Source organism: Pleionea litopenaei (genome assembly GCF_031198435.1).
Lineage (GTDB): Bacteria > Pseudomonadota > Gammaproteobacteria > Enterobacterales > Kangiellaceae > Pleionea > Pleionea litopenaei.
Window position 1 is genome coordinate 1860067 of sequence record NZ_CP133548.1, and the last position, 16825, is coordinate 1876891.

General features: G+C 40.6%; 9 protein-coding genes. All 9 read right to left on the bottom strand.

All coding sequences use genetic code 11. The annotated features are described in order from the left end of the window. Nucleotides 1-268: 268 nt before the first annotated feature. Nucleotides 269-1192, bottom strand: a complete 924-nt coding sequence (locus tag Q9312_RS08370; protein ID WP_309204136.1) for a redoxin domain-containing protein — start codon at nt 1190-1192, stop codon at nt 269-271. Nucleotides 1193-1552: 360 nt separating this feature from the next. Then, nucleotides 1553-1939 carry a hypothetical protein gene (locus Q9312_RS08375; RefSeq protein WP_309204137.1) on the bottom strand — a complete coding sequence of 129 codons (387 nt, stop codon included), beginning with the start codon at nt 1937-1939 and terminating at the stop codon, nt 1553-1555. Further along, complete coding sequence (locus tag Q9312_RS08380; RefSeq protein WP_309204138.1) at nt 1940-3511, bottom strand: RHS repeat domain-containing protein; 1572 nt, start codon at nt 3509-3511, stop codon at nt 1940-1942. Between the two features lie 159 nt (nt 3512-3670). Next, nucleotides 3671-4576, bottom strand: a complete 906-nt coding sequence (locus Q9312_RS08385) for a protein kinase domain-containing protein (protein ID WP_309204139.1) — start codon at nt 4574-4576, stop codon at nt 3671-3673. Nucleotides 4577-4674: 98 nt separating this feature from the next. Continuing rightward, complete coding sequence (locus Q9312_RS08390) at nt 4675-4842, bottom strand: hypothetical protein (RefSeq protein WP_309204140.1); 168 nt, start codon at nt 4840-4842, stop codon at nt 4675-4677. 241 nt (nt 4843-5083) lie between these two features. After that, the gene (locus tag Q9312_RS08395; protein WP_309204141.1) at nt 5084-5497 is read right to left on the bottom strand and encodes an Xre family toxin-antitoxin system antitoxin; all 414 of its coding nucleotides are present in this window, start codon (nt 5495-5497) and stop codon (nt 5084-5086) included. A 358-nt stretch (nt 5498-5855) separates the two neighbouring features. Next, nucleotides 5856-6374 (bottom strand): hypothetical protein, encoded by a 519-nt coding sequence (locus Q9312_RS08400; protein ID WP_309204142.1) that lies wholly within the window; start codon nt 6372-6374, stop codon nt 5856-5858. Nucleotides 6375-6583: 209 nt separating this feature from the next. Further along, nucleotides 6584-6751, bottom strand: coding sequence for a hypothetical protein (locus Q9312_RS08405; RefSeq protein WP_309204143.1), 168 nt, complete (start codon nt 6749-6751; stop codon nt 6584-6586). 147 nt (nt 6752-6898) lie between these two features. Continuing rightward, nucleotides 6899-16744, bottom strand: a complete 9846-nt coding sequence (locus Q9312_RS08410; protein WP_309204495.1) for a putative Ig domain-containing protein — start codon at nt 16742-16744, stop codon at nt 6899-6901. Between the last annotated feature and the right edge of the window lie 81 nt (nt 16745-16825).

Consider the following 16825-nt stretch of genomic DNA (forward strand, 5'->3'; position numbering starts at 1 on the left):
CAGTTAATGTGCAATACAAAAAAAGATAGCAAAAGCGTGACATAAAATCCGTAAATATTCACATCGCGATAACCAAGCATTACCTAATATTTTCAATAGAGAGTTAAAGCGATTGAATGTTCAGTCGTTTAAAAGAGAAGGGTGTCCTTGCTTATTTCCGCTTATTCTTGCTTATTTCTTATTCTATTATTTAAAAAAAGGAGAGTCGATCTTACGAATCGACTCTCCTTTCATAGTGACAGATACGCTTACTTATTGTTCTTGATTATTATCTTTTAAGTGCGTCCTTAACCTTTTCAAGCTTACTAAAGTCTTTTATTTCTTCTTGAACTTTACCGTTTTTGATTAAAATTAACGTCGGCAATGTGGTTACTCCAAATTGATGAAATAACTGATTGCTTTTATCTATTTCAATGGGATGTTTTATCAAGTATTTTTTCTGGTACTCTGACAGATCTTTATCTGCCGTCCAGAGTCTTGAAATAATTCCATGCCAAGATATTGTTGGATATTCTAACGCAAGTGTATTCATGGCTTTCTGAGCGTTAATGCAATTTTTTGATACTTCCGGACGAGTGTCTTGTAGATACCAGTCACACCAAGTGGCTGTAAAAAATAGTGCATGAAGCTTGCCGTCTGATGTGTCAATTTTGATATTCGCTTCTGTTTCACTTAAAACTTCTCTATCAACAAAATCTACCGTTTTTGATTGCGCCAACAAAGAAAGCTTATTATCGAGAGATTCAGACGCTTCGTGACCTCGATGAACTAAATTCATGTTTCGATCAAATACGAGATGATAAGGCGTGTCAATCATTCTGAATGCTTGTGCTAAATCGCCACTTTTATCGATAGACATTGGCATAGTTAGGCCAAACTTAGCGATAACTCGATTAACCGCTTCACGGTCATCATTCATGCCTAGATTAATACCAATAACCTCTATGTCTTTACCATATTGTTCTTGAACGTGTTGAAAATGTGGCATTTCTTTCATGCAGGGCTGGCACCAAGTAGCCCAAAACTTTAAATAAACCGGCTTGTTTTCTTTAAACTCGCTCAATACCGTGTTTTTTCCAGACATCAAGGGAATTGGCATATCGAGTAATTGTTCGGGTATTGGTTTACTGTGTAAGTAGAGTGGCGTTAACCAGATGCAACTGGCTAGTAAGAGTAGTTTCAGATTATTCATGCTTATCAATGCTCTTTAGTAAGTGTGACTAAGCGTTAACAAAAAGCGCGAGTTGAGGACACCCACCGCTTTTCAGGAAATGACTGAATAGAACTAAGAAGGGAGGCTCGCACAGAGATCAAGCCTCATCTTTTCGGGTGGATATAATATCTCATCTGATACGTAATCCCAACCTAACTTTTGAACATTAGTTAACCACCAATTAACACTGGCCTATAGATTGTCTATTGAGAGAAATGGATGTCCTCGTTTATCCCTCGTTTATCCCCAATAAACTGCGACGTTTAGATTGTCTATTGAGAGAGATGGGTGTCCTCTCTTATTCCTCTAGGTGGAGTGTCCGGTGGTCGTTTTTAAAAATTAAAACTCTGTAAAATCTGATAGTTCAATCCTATCTTTAGGTAAAGGCCATGGTTCTAAACCAGACTCAACTAACGACTTTTTCGCTAGCTCTCTTAATTTTTTCCATTTCGAATCATATCGAAATGACTCAATGGAATAATCAAAGTCATTTGACTCTATGAAATAAACAAGCTCTCCAAAACTCTCAGTTTTTGGATGATTTTCATCAAACCATCCATTACTAAAGTCGTAAAAAATACCAAGTAGTTTTTCTGAGTTTTTTAATTTATCACAAGGTATATTTCCTTCGAGCAATAGAATTTGTTGCTCAACTGGAACTGTCAGAAGAGTTAGAAACATCCAGATAACTTCATCTGACTCACATGGCTCGATATATGTCTTCAACTAGTTCTTACTCCACTTATTTACATGATAATGAAAATCACCACTTTTCCAAAAAGCAATTTCCCCTTTACCCTTATGTCCCTCTCTAAATTTATGATAGTCCATTCTAATTAGCTGTCTTTTCCTTGGCATTTCGATCCCAATTCCAAATATAGACCCGTATGCACCAGGCTTAGCACCAAAAACAATTTTCACTGGATACTTTTTATTTTTAAAAGTTACTTTCGCTGGAGTTGGAACGGCAAAAGAACCTCCTGTACCGCTAGAAAGCAGTGGCATATAGACTAAAAATCCTTTTAGACTAGTGTTATCTCGATTCCAAGTAGTTGCAAAACCCTTACCCCAATCATAAGAACCAGCTAAAATCGCTTTAGGTATATTATAACTCATGTTCTCAAGTATTTCGGAGTAATTTAAACTCGGAATACCAGAGCGAAAGAGTGCTACCCCCATATTTCTTGAGTTCCCAACACTGCCCATTCCTCCGAAAACTTGATTTACAGACTTAATCAAATCTACAAATGTAGCAAGCGATTCAACTCTATTATATGCTCTCACTAAAAACCCGACGCGATTGGTCATGTTCAAGAGCGTCGATTGGATATTTTGAGCAGCAGACATACTGCTTATCGTGGCATATCCACTAGGATCAATCCCATTCACCGGATCTGCATTCGCATACAAATACTTATGCAACGTAATCGGATCATGATTCCGCCCCATCCATGTATCCATTTGCGTAAAACGCCCAATATTTGGGTCGTAATACCTAGCCCTTAGGTAGTAATTATCTAACCCAGCGTCGTATTGTTCGCCTGTGTACCGATAGTTGTTGTCAGTACTTCCTACCGACGCTAGGGTAATACCAAATGCGTCATAGAAGTATTGGTCGCTAATTGAACCACTGTCATCGGTTAAACTTCGAGTTGAACCAAGGCCATCGTACATAAAGTAATGGCTCGACGCATTGGCGCGTTGACTGATTAGGTCATCGCCATAAACATACTCTTTTCCGATAACATTAGTATCACTCGCTTCAGCAATTACCTGAGCGTACGCTTGATTGTTATCAACGATAAACCGAACAGCAGTTCCAGCTTCTGTCTTCTCGACACGATTATTATCAACGTCGTACTCGTAATCATTGATACCCCCAGCAGACTCAACCTGAGTTAATTTATTTTTCAGGCTGTAACGATAGAAGGTCTGCTCTTCAAGGTTGCCTTTGAACAGCGTATTACCATTATCATCGTACTCATAAGTGATATCACCTTGAACCGTGATGCAATCGTTATTGTCATAGCTGAATGAGGTACTCACACCATTAATGGTCGAATAGGTTCGATTACCCACATTATCGTAGGTATAGCTAGCGCTGTAATCGCCATTGATCGGATCAACAATGGTTTCACTGGTTAAACGATAAAGCTCATCATAACCATTAATCACCGAGCGTCCGCTTAACTCATCAATTTGTGTACGTCGACCCGTCGCATGCAACGTGTAATTAAATTCATTAATTAATGCACCGTTACTATCGAAATGACGTAGTGTCGAGTTGAGGACACCCACCGCTTTTCAGGAAATGACTGAATATAACTAAGAAGGGAGGCTATTAGAGAGCAAGCCCCATCTTTGTGGGTGGATAGAATATCTCATTTGATACGTAACCCCAATCTAACTTTCGAACATTAAACAACCACCAATAAACTGCAACGTATAGATTGTCTTTTAAAGAGATGGGTGTCCTCGTTTATCCCACTCAATAACTCTCTCGGAACTATACTTATTTTCATTTTCTAATCTGTCCTCAATCGTAGAAATTAACTGGTTGACCTCGCCCAAGTGGCCACCTCGACTCAAGATGACATCAAAAGCAAGATGAAGTGCTTGCTTCATTTCAGAAAGACTCTGGTATCGTTTGCTTTTATCAAGTGCACAAGCTCTCTCAATTACATAGTAAAGTGCCGGATGAACTCCATTATCCATCAAATAAGTTGGATTCTGCTTAGTTAATAAAACATAAATACTCTTTCCAAGCATAAAAATGTCACCAGTAGAATCTGCATGCTTAAAGCCACCATTTTGAAATTCTGGCGGCAAGTATCCGTGAGTCCCCCAAAACATAGAGCTACTAGTAAACCGCGATGATGAATCAGGCTCCATTCCAAGTCCTAAATCCGACACTACAATCTCGCCATGATCTAATAAAAAATTCTGAGGTTTAATATCCCTATGATAGATTCCATCAGAGTGGAGTTCAGAAATGCAATCTATCATCTTATTAAATATATCTTCCTGTTTGGATAAATCAGAAATTATTTCATCAATAATATTTGTAAGATCGCCATCAGGATAATATTTCATCACAAAATATGGTGGTTCATTTTCAGTATTACTATATATTGTTTCAACAACCTTAGAGTTCCCGCGAAACCCTTCTAATAGCCTAACTTCTCGCTTGAATCTTTTTATATATTCTTCATCTTCTTCTCTGCAGTACTTTAATGCCAACATTCCTTGAAATTCTTCATTATTATCTTCCACGAACAAAACTTGGCCCATGCCTCCACTATCGCTACACACGCCTTTTACAACAAATCGGCTATCAATTAAATCACCAGTTTTAAATATCAACTTTTATGTTCCCTAATTAAATAAGTTAAATTGGAATAACACAGCGATAATCGCTTGCAGAATCAGAGTATGGCAATTTCTACTTTTGTATTGCTTTTTTATTTATCCCAAGCCGCGCTGTAGGGAACCACCGATATAATTTGAGCGCAGCTTGTACAACAAATAAATACCATAGAGTTATCCGCATTTTTTACGTCGGTTTTTACCGCAGAAAATGAGGTTCCGTTACATTTTGAACACTTTGGAACTATATCTCTATCTGCCATTATTAGCTCCTTGAATATAGTCAATTAAGAATATTTAGCTTAGCTGCAAGTTTAGCACTATAAGGACAAGCTGATATAAATAAAAGGCCACAATACTCGTATATTACAATTTATATGTATTCTATTTGTCTCAATATACCCTCCAAATTCCCAACAATGTCCACAACCACACTTGAAAAACGTGCTTTCGCTGCATTAGGTAATGGTCTGAAAATATGATGCACATTCCATGCTATATCAACTAAAAGACGCCATGACGAATCCGTCCAATTAGGTCTTCAACTTCTCTGGTGCCGAGTTCAGTTTGGGCATGTTCCAGGGGAGACTCCCCACTCAATATTTCCAATGGAGATTTCAGCCAATTGAGCGCGGCATTATTATCGCCTTGTAATAATATGCTCGCTTGATCAAATAGTTTCGCAAACCGAATTACCCGATCTGATTCGTGAACTAATAATTTACCTTTATTCTTCCGACGAGTCAGTGTTGAATCCTTTATCAACAAAAGCTCAGCTAATTCTTTGCGATTAATTTCAAGAGCCTTCCTGAGCTCTTCGAACGCTTTAAAAGATAGTCCAGTTCTGATCTTCTGTAGCAAGGCTAATCGATCATCCGAGCTGACACCAGAGATCTTACTGGTTAAGGTTGCTCTCATTGGAATCTCCTTTAGGGATTTATCAAGACCCTACTGTAACTTCTTTATTCACAAGCTATTCTCGACTTAAGCACCTGAATTTCTTTAATAAACTTTTTGCTTTTTTGTATAAAGACATGTTGCTCTAAATATACCCATATAACTGTATGATAGCAAAATGATAGTATTATTGATCGATTAGTAGAGGACTCATCTGAAGAGAAAACGTTATTCTCCTAGCTTCAAATCAAATGTTTAATAGGACATAATCTTCAATGAAATTTTATTCCGTTATAGCTGGAGCACATGAATTTGGAATACATGTGTTTATTACACGGCGATACCATTAATCGCGAATTACAGCTCTAGATAGAGCTGTTTATTCGTTTAATATTTTCTGAATTTTTTTCTTTATTTTTTCGGAGTCAGATTTATTCACTTGTTCAGCTGGTTTGTTCTCAATAATAAATGCGTATTCATAGAGTACTTTTAGTACTTCACCTTTCGCAACTAAGTAAGTAGTTTCACTCAAGTAATTGCCAGGAAATTTATCTAGATTCTTTTTTGCTGCTTTGAGTAACTTCATTCTTCCTGGCAATAAACCATCTAGCAACTTCAATGCCTTTTTTTCTTCCTTCTTCAACCTGAGGTCAAGCAAAACCTGCTTCCAAAACTCCTCTCCGCCTCTTTCATCATACTGATAAGAAACATATTCAATTAACTCATCAAACCTTTCATCTCTACGCCATTGAGTCAATATTTCTTCATCAAAGAATAGAGAGTCTTCTGAAAACAAATGCTCTAAAGCAGCTGGTAAATTACCCGATAAATCGGCTTTCGCCTTTTTCTTGAGTTTCTCAACTTCTTTCACCAAAGTATTGGCAGCTTTAGATTCCATTTTGACCTCTTTATAAAGCTAATAATCTAATCATAGAAATCCAATCTATCGACCATCCTTCTTAACCACTGCGAGTTTGCGGAAGAAGGGTTAGTTGCAATAGAATTAATTCGTTTAGTTGCGTGTAGGCACTACTGCTGGTGAAATTGTTCGAAGCCTAATTTTCGATATTCTTGAGAAGATGAGTTACTAATCATCCAATTCTTGCTTCAATTAATTTCTTCATTTTCATCAATTCTATTAACACCATCACCTCGAGATAGAAACTCTAATTTCTTAGGCACAACATCGTTTGGAGGAAAATAACCCATAGTTAATACGTCATTAGGTTTATCATCGAGCTGAATAGCCCACAGCTTAACATCCCCATATTCCATATTTTTATTTAACTTGGACTGACCCGGTATATATACCACGGTACCGGGCTTTTTTTAAACCATTTAGGAAACATTACCCTATCCCCTAATTTAATTTCAGTATCGGTGTTCGGATAATATAAACAATCATTTTTTTTATTTGTCATATCAATCATCTCCAAGCGAACTAATTATTTCATATATACCATATGCGACCGTACCATAAGAACCTATTGCCAACCCCGCAGTTCCCCATGCACTACGCCCTAAAGCTCCATTTAGACCTCTAGGAATCGCCATTAAGTTGAACCCCGCATTGCCTAATCTTTGCAATCCTAAATTAGCTAATCTGTCATGGGGATACCATTGGCTAGGACCTCCTGGCCTAAACCAACGAGCCTGTATTGCAACATGGTGTTGTTCCCACCTAACATTTGGAAACGCTTTTTTTAGAAACCTGCCTATTGGCCCCCAGTTAACATTTGGGTGACTTCTTGTCGGAGACATAAAAAATCTCTTAAATTTATCAAATGAAGTTAAACTTCGTCCTCTTGCATTCTGCAAAGAAAGTCTTCCCGCAGCCCTAAAAACAGGTCTTAATACATTTACAGCTAACCGTCCCATATATCTAGCAACAAATGATACTGAAGCTCTTCCAGCCCCGACCACTCCGGTAGATACCCTCATCGTAGACTGTGCAACAGTACTCAAAATACCTCTTATAGATGTAGCGGCATTTAAGCTACCTAGGCTAAAGTGGCCACTCGGATCCGTATAACTTATGGGATCAGCATTCGCATACAAATATTTATGCAAAGTCACTGGATCGTGATTGTGACCCATCCAAGTATCCATCTGCGTAAAACGACCCACATTCTGGTCGTAATACCTAGCCCTTAGGTAGTAATTATCTAACCCTGAATCGTATTGTTCGCCTGTGTACAGATAGTTGTTGTCAGTACTTCCTACCGACGCTAGGGTAATACCAAAGGCGTCATAGAAATATTGGTCGCTAATTGAACCACTGTCATCGGTCAAACTTCGAGTTGAGCCAAGACCATCGTACATATAGTAGTGGCTCGCTGCATTGGCGCTTTGACTGATTAGGTCGTCGCCATAAACATACTCTTTTCCGATAACATTAGTATCACTCGCTTCAGCAATTACCTGAGCGTACGCTTGATTGTTATCAACGATAAACCGAACAGCCGTTCCAGCTTCTGTCTTCTCGACACGATTATTATCAACGTCGTACTCGTAATCATTGATACCCTCAGCAGACTCAACCTGAGTTAATTTATTTTTCAGGCTGTAACGATAGAAGGTCTGCTCTTCAAGGTTGCCTTTGAACAGCGTATTACCATTATCATCGTATTCATAAGTGATATCACCTTGAACCGTGATGCGATCGTTATTGTCATAGCTGAATGAGGTACTCACACCATTAATGGTCGAATAGGTTCGATTACCCACATTATCGTAGGTATAGCTAGCGCTGTAATCGCCATTGATCGGATCAACAATGGTTTCACTGGTTAAACGATAGAGCTCATCATAACCATTAATCACCGAGCGTCCGCTTAACTCATCAATTTGTGTACGTCGACCCGTCGTATGCAACGTGTAATTAAATTCATTAATTAATGCACCGTTACTATCGAAATGACGTAGCGTTGTTAAACGATTGAGCTCATCGTAAACGTAAACCTGACTACTACCGTTTGGATAACTGATCGAACTGCGATTACCCACCGCATCATAACCATAGGTGGTTACATTGCCATTATTGTCAGTGACCGTTTCTAATCGATTTAAACGATCGTAGGTAAACGTCTCTTCACGCACCGCACCGCCGATATAAGTAATGGTAAAGCGCGTTTTGTTACCGTTTTCATCATACTCATAACTTAATACTTCACCCGTCGGCTTCGTCTCTGTTTCTAATCGAGATAAGGCATCGTAGGTGTACACCGTTGTGCCACTCGCATCCGTTGCCGATAAACGATTACCTATCGCATCGTAAGTAAAGCTTTCAGTTGAACCGTCAGCATAACTGATTTGCGTAATGCGATCGTTAACATCATAGATGAAGGTTTTCGCGTCGCCATTAAAGTCAGTGTGTGACTCGAGACGACCAAAGCTATCGTATTGCGATGTTTCAGTTTGTCCCATCGGAAGCTGACGAGTTAATACCCGCCCCATTGAATCGTAAGTCCAACGAGTGGTTCGCCCTTCCGCATCGGTTTGAGTCAACTTATTGCCTTGTTCGTCGTAGGTATAAGATGTCTCGTTACCCAGCACATCGATCACTTTCACTAAGCGCCCAAGCGGATCGTACTCATACTCAGTACGCACTTGCGCTTGGTCAAGTTTAGCGACTTGTCGATCGGCTTTATCAAACTCGGTTGCGACTCGCGATAGATTATGGAAAACCGTCGCCGTACGGCGATTCAAAAGATCGTACTCGTAAGTCGTTGTATGACCCAATGCATCGGTTTCACTGACTAGGTTGCCTTCTTCGTCATAAGCGAAAGAATGCTCATTATTGAAAGCATCGATCACTTTAGTGCGTCGACCAGCAGAGTCATACTCATACTCAGTGCGGAAGCCACGAGCATCTATCATCGCGGTTAAACGGCCAGCTTCATCATACTCATTGGTCGTAACACGGTTATCGGCATTGGTAGTTGTTAAGACACGATTTAATGCATCGTAAGTGTAAGTAGTGACCTGACCCAAACGATTGGTTTCAGTTAACTTATTACCATTGGCATCGTAAGTCGCTTCACTGGTTGAGCCATCAGGATAGGTCGTGCTGATCAACTCACCACGGTCGTTATAATCCATGACCGTTGCGCGATCTTGCTCGTCATATACCGTTTTCTCGCGACCATTTTCGTCGTATTCAACGCGACTACTAGTACCGTCTGGATACAAGGTACTGACCAGTCGATTGCCCGAGTCATATTCATACGTCGTGACCAAGGTTTCAACTGTACCATCAGCCAAAGTACGCGTTGTCGACTCAGACGTACGATTTAAATTGTCGTCTAATGTGTAGTCGGTTCGCACACCAGAGGCATCAGTTTGACCAACCGTTTGCCCAGTAAAGAAATGAACATGGTACTCAGTGCTATTGCCTTCTGCATCGGTCATAAATAATAGCTGACCGGTTTGGTTCGAGCCGATTCCAACATCATATAACATCGAAACCGACGTACCGTCTGCACGCGTCAACTCAGTTAAGTTACGACCGATATCATAACGGTTTTCGGCAAGGGTTTTGCCAGTGCTGTCGTACATACGAATCAACTGATTGGTATTGTCGTAGACGTAATTCGTGACATAACCCGTTGGATCGGTTTCAGTCAAAGTGTTCGCACGATCGTCGTAGGTCCAGGTTGTGGTCTCATTCAACGCGTTCGTTTCACTCAGCATCAAACCGTGTTCATTGTAAGTGCGCGTGGTGGTTTCGTTTAACGCATTGGTTTCAGAGAGCACACGTCCTTTATCATCAAACACATAAGTGGTTGGATTCAAATTGCGATCTAGAACCGTCTCAACATTGTCTGCCAAGTTATGGATCATTTCGATCTTATTGCCGAACGCATCGTATGTGGCAATCAATCGACCATCAGTGTCGTATTCATTGCGCGAAACCACACGACCTTGGCCGTCAATGAGTTCTTCAAGGTAATGATCGGCCAAATAGGTGTATTCGTTGCTTACACCACTCGGGTATTCAACTCGAGTTAACTCCAGTTCAGAGTTGTACTGGTAATTAATAACACTGTCATCAGGCAAAATAATTTGCTCGATTAAACCCTGCTCATTACGAACAAAGTCGACATCGGTATTGAGTGAATGAGTAATGCCATTATCACTGTAAGTTAACGAATGACCATTCGGCTCAATGACTTTGATCACACCAAAGTTTTGATCAAGTTTATACTTCATACCTTCTTTAGTGGTTAACGTGTACAGCGCCGGATCAACCTGACCATTATCACCTGCACGAACCAAATGACCGTTCACCAACTTCAGTAGTGAATAAGTATCTTGTTCAAGAGTTGAGAATGTCGCGCCAATAGGTTCAAAGGCCAAACGAACGTTGGTCTCAGGTACAAATTGCGTACAACCAGGATCAGCCACCGCTCTAAATTTCTCAACATCACCATCGGGTAGACGCACCGTGACCATTGGATTACTAACAGGCTCAACACACCAACGACTGAAGTAACCAGAACTATACTCGTTCAATGCCCATGCAAAGCCCAGAGTTTGATTTTCTTGCACACGAACATTCTGATAATCAATGCTCCAGCCTTTACCAAAATCAAGGGTTTCATTGCGACGACGTGAATCGTAAGTACGCGTTACTTGAATCGGAATACCGGCAACCGGTAGGTTCACGTCTTCAAGCGTAATAGTATAAACGCCAAGCTTTAACTGCTCTTCGACACTAACCACTGTTGTCACTGACGACTCAGCTCCGTTTTCATCGGTCGCTTGAAGAATCAACGAATAGAAACCGTTGAGCATCATGGTGGCATCAATTTGCGCTACCGTCTGACTGCTCACATTACTATTACCTTCGGCAATCACTTGATAATCTGTTGGTGCTGTATTGCGAGCTTTAAGCACTAATCGCCAATTCGCAAGACGATCATCACTGACCGAAATCACCACATCTTGCAAACGAGTAATCACATCGGCGTCGAGAGGCGACTCGATGTTAACTACCGGTGCTTGCGTATCAGCAGCATCACGAATGTACACCGTCTCAGTGAGAACGAGATTAGTTGAACCATCATTTAAACTCACTTCAACGACATATGCGCCAGGATTAACGCCGCTAAATTGGGCAGCCAACTGGGCATCAAGAGGATAATTATTGCCATTGAATGAAACGGAACCTGTTACTTCTCCTCTGGCATATTGAGGTTGCACCGCCAAATTTATCATTTCATTGGGTTCAGCAACACGCGGAGCAAGCGACAAGAGCGCCGAAAATTCAACAGGCTCATCAGAAACATTGATTGTCCAAAATTGGTCAACGTAGTTTTGACCATCGGAAACACGAAGTTGTACAGATACCGAACCAACTTCCGTCGGCGTCCAAGAGACGTCATTGCCATTGATGCTCATTCCAGCAGGTGCGGTGACCAAAGAATAAGATAAAGCATCACCGTTAGGATCGCTCGCAACAACTGAATAGGTATACAACGCATTGGTTTGTGCAAAAGAAAACGGCGTTGAACTAATGGTTGGTAAATCATTGCTTTGTCCATCAACCGCTACAATCAAAGAATAAGACTGGATGGCATAAGCACCTAACTCATCTTCAACTTTAATCACAATGTTGTAAGTACCAACATCCGATAGACTCGGCGTCCATTGCACTAGACCTTGAGCACTGATGGCCATGCCAGTAGGTGCATTCTCTAAACTGTAGGTCAGTGCGTGGTTTTCGGCGTCAACAGCAATAAAGCTATATGTGTATTGCTGATCAGGTGCAACAACACCTGTGGGCGTTGATGTAATCATTGGCGCGGTATTTACCAATCCAGAACTCACGTTCACACTGAACGATTGGTTACTACTAAAACCATGCTCATCGGTTGCCGCAATCACCACATCGTGCAAACCTACATCAGAACTTGAAACCGCCCAGCGTAACTCACCGCTCGTAGAGTCAACGGTCATTGCCTGAGGACCCGATACTAAACTGAAAGTAATTGCATCACCTTCAGCATCGGTTGCAAGAATCGAATATTGATAAACTTTATTGGCCGTTGCTTGTGATGAAGGCGTGCTGGTAATTTCAGGACTGCTGTTACTTAATGTGACATCCATTGTAAAGGTTTGTACATCCGTAAACTGACCATCCGACGCTTCAATACTCACAGTGATTGAACCTTCTTGATCAGCAATCCACTCAATGTAACCCGACTGTGCACCGATCGACATGGTCGTCGGTCCATCAAGTAATCGATAGGTAATCGCATCACCATCAGGGTCTGTTGCTTCGACTTGATAAATAAAGGTATCAATCTCCGCCGTTCCGACATTTGGAACACTGGTAATCTCTGGAGGACTGTTCGGCGATGGGGCAACCGTTAAAGTAAATACTCTTGAAGAACTATTAACAAAATTAATACGCTGAACTTGGACTTCATAAGAACCTGCTTGTCCCAATTCAGGTGTCCAAGATAGCTCTCCCGTTTTTGAATTGATGGTTAGCCCATCAGGTCCTTGATGTACCTGAAATGAGCCAAAATTAAGAGGGTCGACAGAACGATCCGTAAGTACATCAATACCATACTTATATTCAACACCCTCTGTTAGTTCTAATTCGCTCGGAGTTAGAATAGTCGGTGTTGCACTACGTAGATATTGCACACCTAAAAGATAATAAACAGAGTTTGATTCACCGGCATTGTCACTAATTGTGTATTCAACCGTATGAGACGAAGTATAGTTATTATCTAAGCTGCATTCTTCATAAATACTTAAAGCTTGAATTACTGCAGTAACCTCACCGTTGTAATCCTCTAAGTCTAAACCTCTAAACACAAGTTGTTGACTTTCACCGATGCTCAATGAGTGAGAAGACTGAGTTGCGATGACTTCTCCTCCATTGTCAGGATCGCCTTTGACTAATAGCACTTTGAAAGAGTAAGGATAGTTTGCAGTCCCCTTATTCTTCACATCAACAACTATTTCTCCTCGTGTTCTGCTGATTGGACGACCAACCCACAAATCGGCAATACCATTAGTAAAACGTTTACTCTTCACATGAACCGAGCCAAAGCTATTGTCTGCTTTAACGATTTGCCCCTGTTGGACTTGTAAGTTCTCTTGTAACGCATCACTCGAGAAAATAGACTGATTGTAGTATTGAGGTAAACCTTGCTGCAAAGTCACTCCATCGTATTCTTGTATAGTAAGAAGTCCGCGAGTGGTTGTGAAAATTTCGAGTTTTTGGTTACCATCACTATCGATAACGACTGGAGCCATGGTAGACGCGTTGCCTGCATTTTTACGATTTAGCTCTTCACCCGTTAACCCATCGATTAAAAAGGTAAATAGTTCGCGATGGATAATTACGTCGAGACGACCATCTCCTTGAATATCTGCAACGCTCGCTAAGCGACCATCGTAATTGCTCCAATCGTCGAGTTGCCAAATAATCTCGCCGTTTGCGTCAAATAATGTATCTGCGCTAGAAACAAATATTTCAGCGTTAGAGTCACCAGTAAAGTCACCTACAAAAACAGGTCCAATATTTCTGATAGGAGTTGGCCCCCAGATAAAAGAGAAATCATCATCGACTAAAGCCATTGTGCGTATATGAACATTCGAGTCGATATTCTCAACAATCACCATTTCTAAAGCTGGATCATTGTCGAAGTTAGCGAAAGCCATATAAGCTTCTTTACTACCTTCTCTTCGTTGATAGTCAACACGACCGATTTCATTTCCATTAAGATCTTTTGCAATTCCTTTTTGAATAAAATCCTGTATGCCATCTCCGTTTACGTCTAACGTATAAATGGGTGAATAGCGAGAGGCTGAATAATTCACAGCATCAAATGTTAAAAGTAAATCCCCTTCATGGGAAAAAACTGAGTCTCCAGCCGTTATCTCAACAAATCCATCATTATTCGCATCTACTATGGTGATATCACCATAGCTAATCGTGCGATTAGATATTCCGACTGCCGATTCCCAAAGCAAACGTCCGTCATCACTGCTACGAGCTACTAATGTTCTACTACTTCCACTGACGACATAGAGAACATCAAGTACTCCATCAGCATTAATATCTGCTGCAGCCATTCCATGTAAGCGACTTGGCGGCAAAGACAATCCACTTGCACCAAATTGCATAATCCAGTGCTCAATTTGATTGTCTAGACTAATTCCTCTTATAGTATTGCTAGTATGGACAATAAGTCCCTTATCATCTCTTAAGTCCACAACTCCGTCTTCATTGGTGTCAGACAAAGGCATAACTAAAGGTGAAATCCAGCCACCTATTGAGAATCTATTTTTAAGTTTTAAAGGCGCGTAACTTGAAGCTACCAAGTTATCACTTGATGAACATAAGAAGTTATTATCAATACCATGCAGTGGATGCAAAGAATAAGCATCTTCACCTGACCAAGCTAGAATTCCTTGAAGCATGTCAGTTCCATAGTAATCATAGATTTGTCCACTAAGAAAATCTGCTGATGTTGTGATACTCAGATCAAAATTCTCTCGAACATTAGGATCAGTAATCGAAAAGATGTTTTGGTATCCATCCGGGCCAATCGTCGCTAAGTCTTCACCACTATCAATAATACTCGGTGCGACATTCAGGTAATCTGCAAAAACACTAAAAATGAAATAATCAGAATTACCATATTGATCCGTGACCTTCATATTGACAAGACGTATAACATCGATATCAGAATCTTGAGCATTGTAGATAAAGGCACCTGTTTGAGGGTCAATGCTCGAGCTTGAAGGGCTGTGAACCAAACTATAAGTTAACTGGGCAGTCGAGTCGGATATTACGGTTGGCTGAAACTCAAACGATGTATTGCTAGTCACTCTTTGTTGAAAAGTTTCATCGGTAAACCGAGGTAAAGTATAGTCATTCGTCACTTGGACACTGAAAAACTGCTGAACTTGCTCACCCGCTAGGTTCGTGACAGTGATCGTAAAGTCTTGGTTGCCGATTTGCTCAGATGTTGGCTTAAATCTAAGTAGTCCCGCAAAGCTATCTATTGAGGCACTTTCCGGACCAACTAACGAATATTGATAGTGATCACCTTTTTGAGTATTCGACAATTCAACTTGATAAACTAAGTCTAAACCTAAACTTAGTGAGGTTGGTGGCACGGATATTATTTCATGTATTCGCTCATTAGAGCCGACATTAAGGTTAAACGTTTGTGTTGCAGTTCCACCCTCTCCATCATCCGCCAATAAAGAGATCACTGGCAGAGTAACTTGGTTGTTATTGGCTAAACATTCATTTGTGCCAGCATTAATTTGAAGCTGTAAATTACCGCTTAATCTTTCTTGACCTAATGGGATAAATAGGGTTTCAGATTGCTCAGGTAGTATACCGTTAACATCAATAACTGCGTTTGCGGCACCCGATACTTCTAACGACGCTACGTCACTTACTGCAAGGCCTCGATTATTAACGACGACGCTTAACTGCCATTGATTATCAGTGTATTGAAGTTGTGCTTCTGCAAAACTTAAATCCGCTTGTGGGCCCGATGCAACAACCGATGCTTGCTTAATGAGTTGATAATTGTATGCCGCTAAAACTGATTCGAAGTCTCCCGAGAAATAATAGGCAGACATCGAAAAGGCACTGCCTCCAGTAGCAAATGCTGTTTTAACAAATGGTTCAACATATAAATCAATTGCAGGTGAGCCTAATTCAAGACTTCGCTCTCGATCAAACTCACAAAATTCAAAGCCACCTTCTTCCGTTGCAACAAACGCTATATCCTCGCTATTTGCACCTATAGCAACCCTGCCATCGGCGCAATATGGCGTGTAGTTAGTTATCACATTTAGGACTATATTATTATCGATATATCGCTGTCGCAATTCTGCTATTGTTTCACCATTAGTTAATCCTGCATTAGTTTCTTCATCAGCAAATAAAGTGACAGTTTTTGCGACGTTTTCTCGAAATGGATAGTTATCGATTGCTGTTTGAATGGCTAATAGCCCATTTTCTCCAATACCACTACCACCCGGCGGACCATCTGGAATATACATTTCATTGTAAAGTCCGCTGAAATCTGACCAAATACCTTGTTCAAAGTTAACAATTGTTGCAGCGTATCCAAAGCCAACAAGACCATAACGATTCTTGGTTTCGCCCGATCCTATGCCATTATCAATTAACTCAATATCAGACTCTGTATAATGGCCCGATAAAAGTGGCCAAACTTGAGTCATTGAACTTGAGCCATCAACGAGATAGACGGTATCCATTGCAACAGGCAGCTGCCCAACATCACTTTGAGAGACTGAACACGCGGTATTACTGGTTTGTAATCCCAGCTCAAACTCTTC

What these genes read in the sequence shown, in the direction of transcription:
- Q9312_RS08370 (WP_309204136.1), bottom strand. Translation starts at nt 1,192, where the DNA reads ATGAATAATCTGAAACTACTCTTACTAGCCAGTTGCATCTGGTTAACG.
- Q9312_RS08390 (WP_309204140.1), bottom strand. Translation starts at nt 4,842, where the DNA reads ATGGCAGATAGAGATATAGTTCCAAAGTGTTCAAAATGTAACGGAACC.
- Q9312_RS08395 (WP_309204141.1), bottom strand. Translation starts at nt 5,497, where the DNA reads ATGAGAGCAACCTTAACCAGTAAGATCTCTGGTGTCAGCTCGGATGAT.
- Q9312_RS08400 (WP_309204142.1), bottom strand. Translation starts at nt 6,374, where the DNA reads ATGGAATCTAAAGCTGCCAATACTTTGGTGAAAGAAGTTGAGAAACTC.
- Q9312_RS08405 (WP_309204143.1), bottom strand. Translation starts at nt 6,751, where the DNA reads ATGGAATATGGGGATGTTAAGCTGTGGGCTATTCAGCTCGATGATAAA.
- Q9312_RS08410 (WP_309204495.1), bottom strand. Translation starts at nt 16,744, where the DNA reads ATGGATACCGTCTATCTCGTTGATGGCTCAAGTTCAATGACTCAAGTT.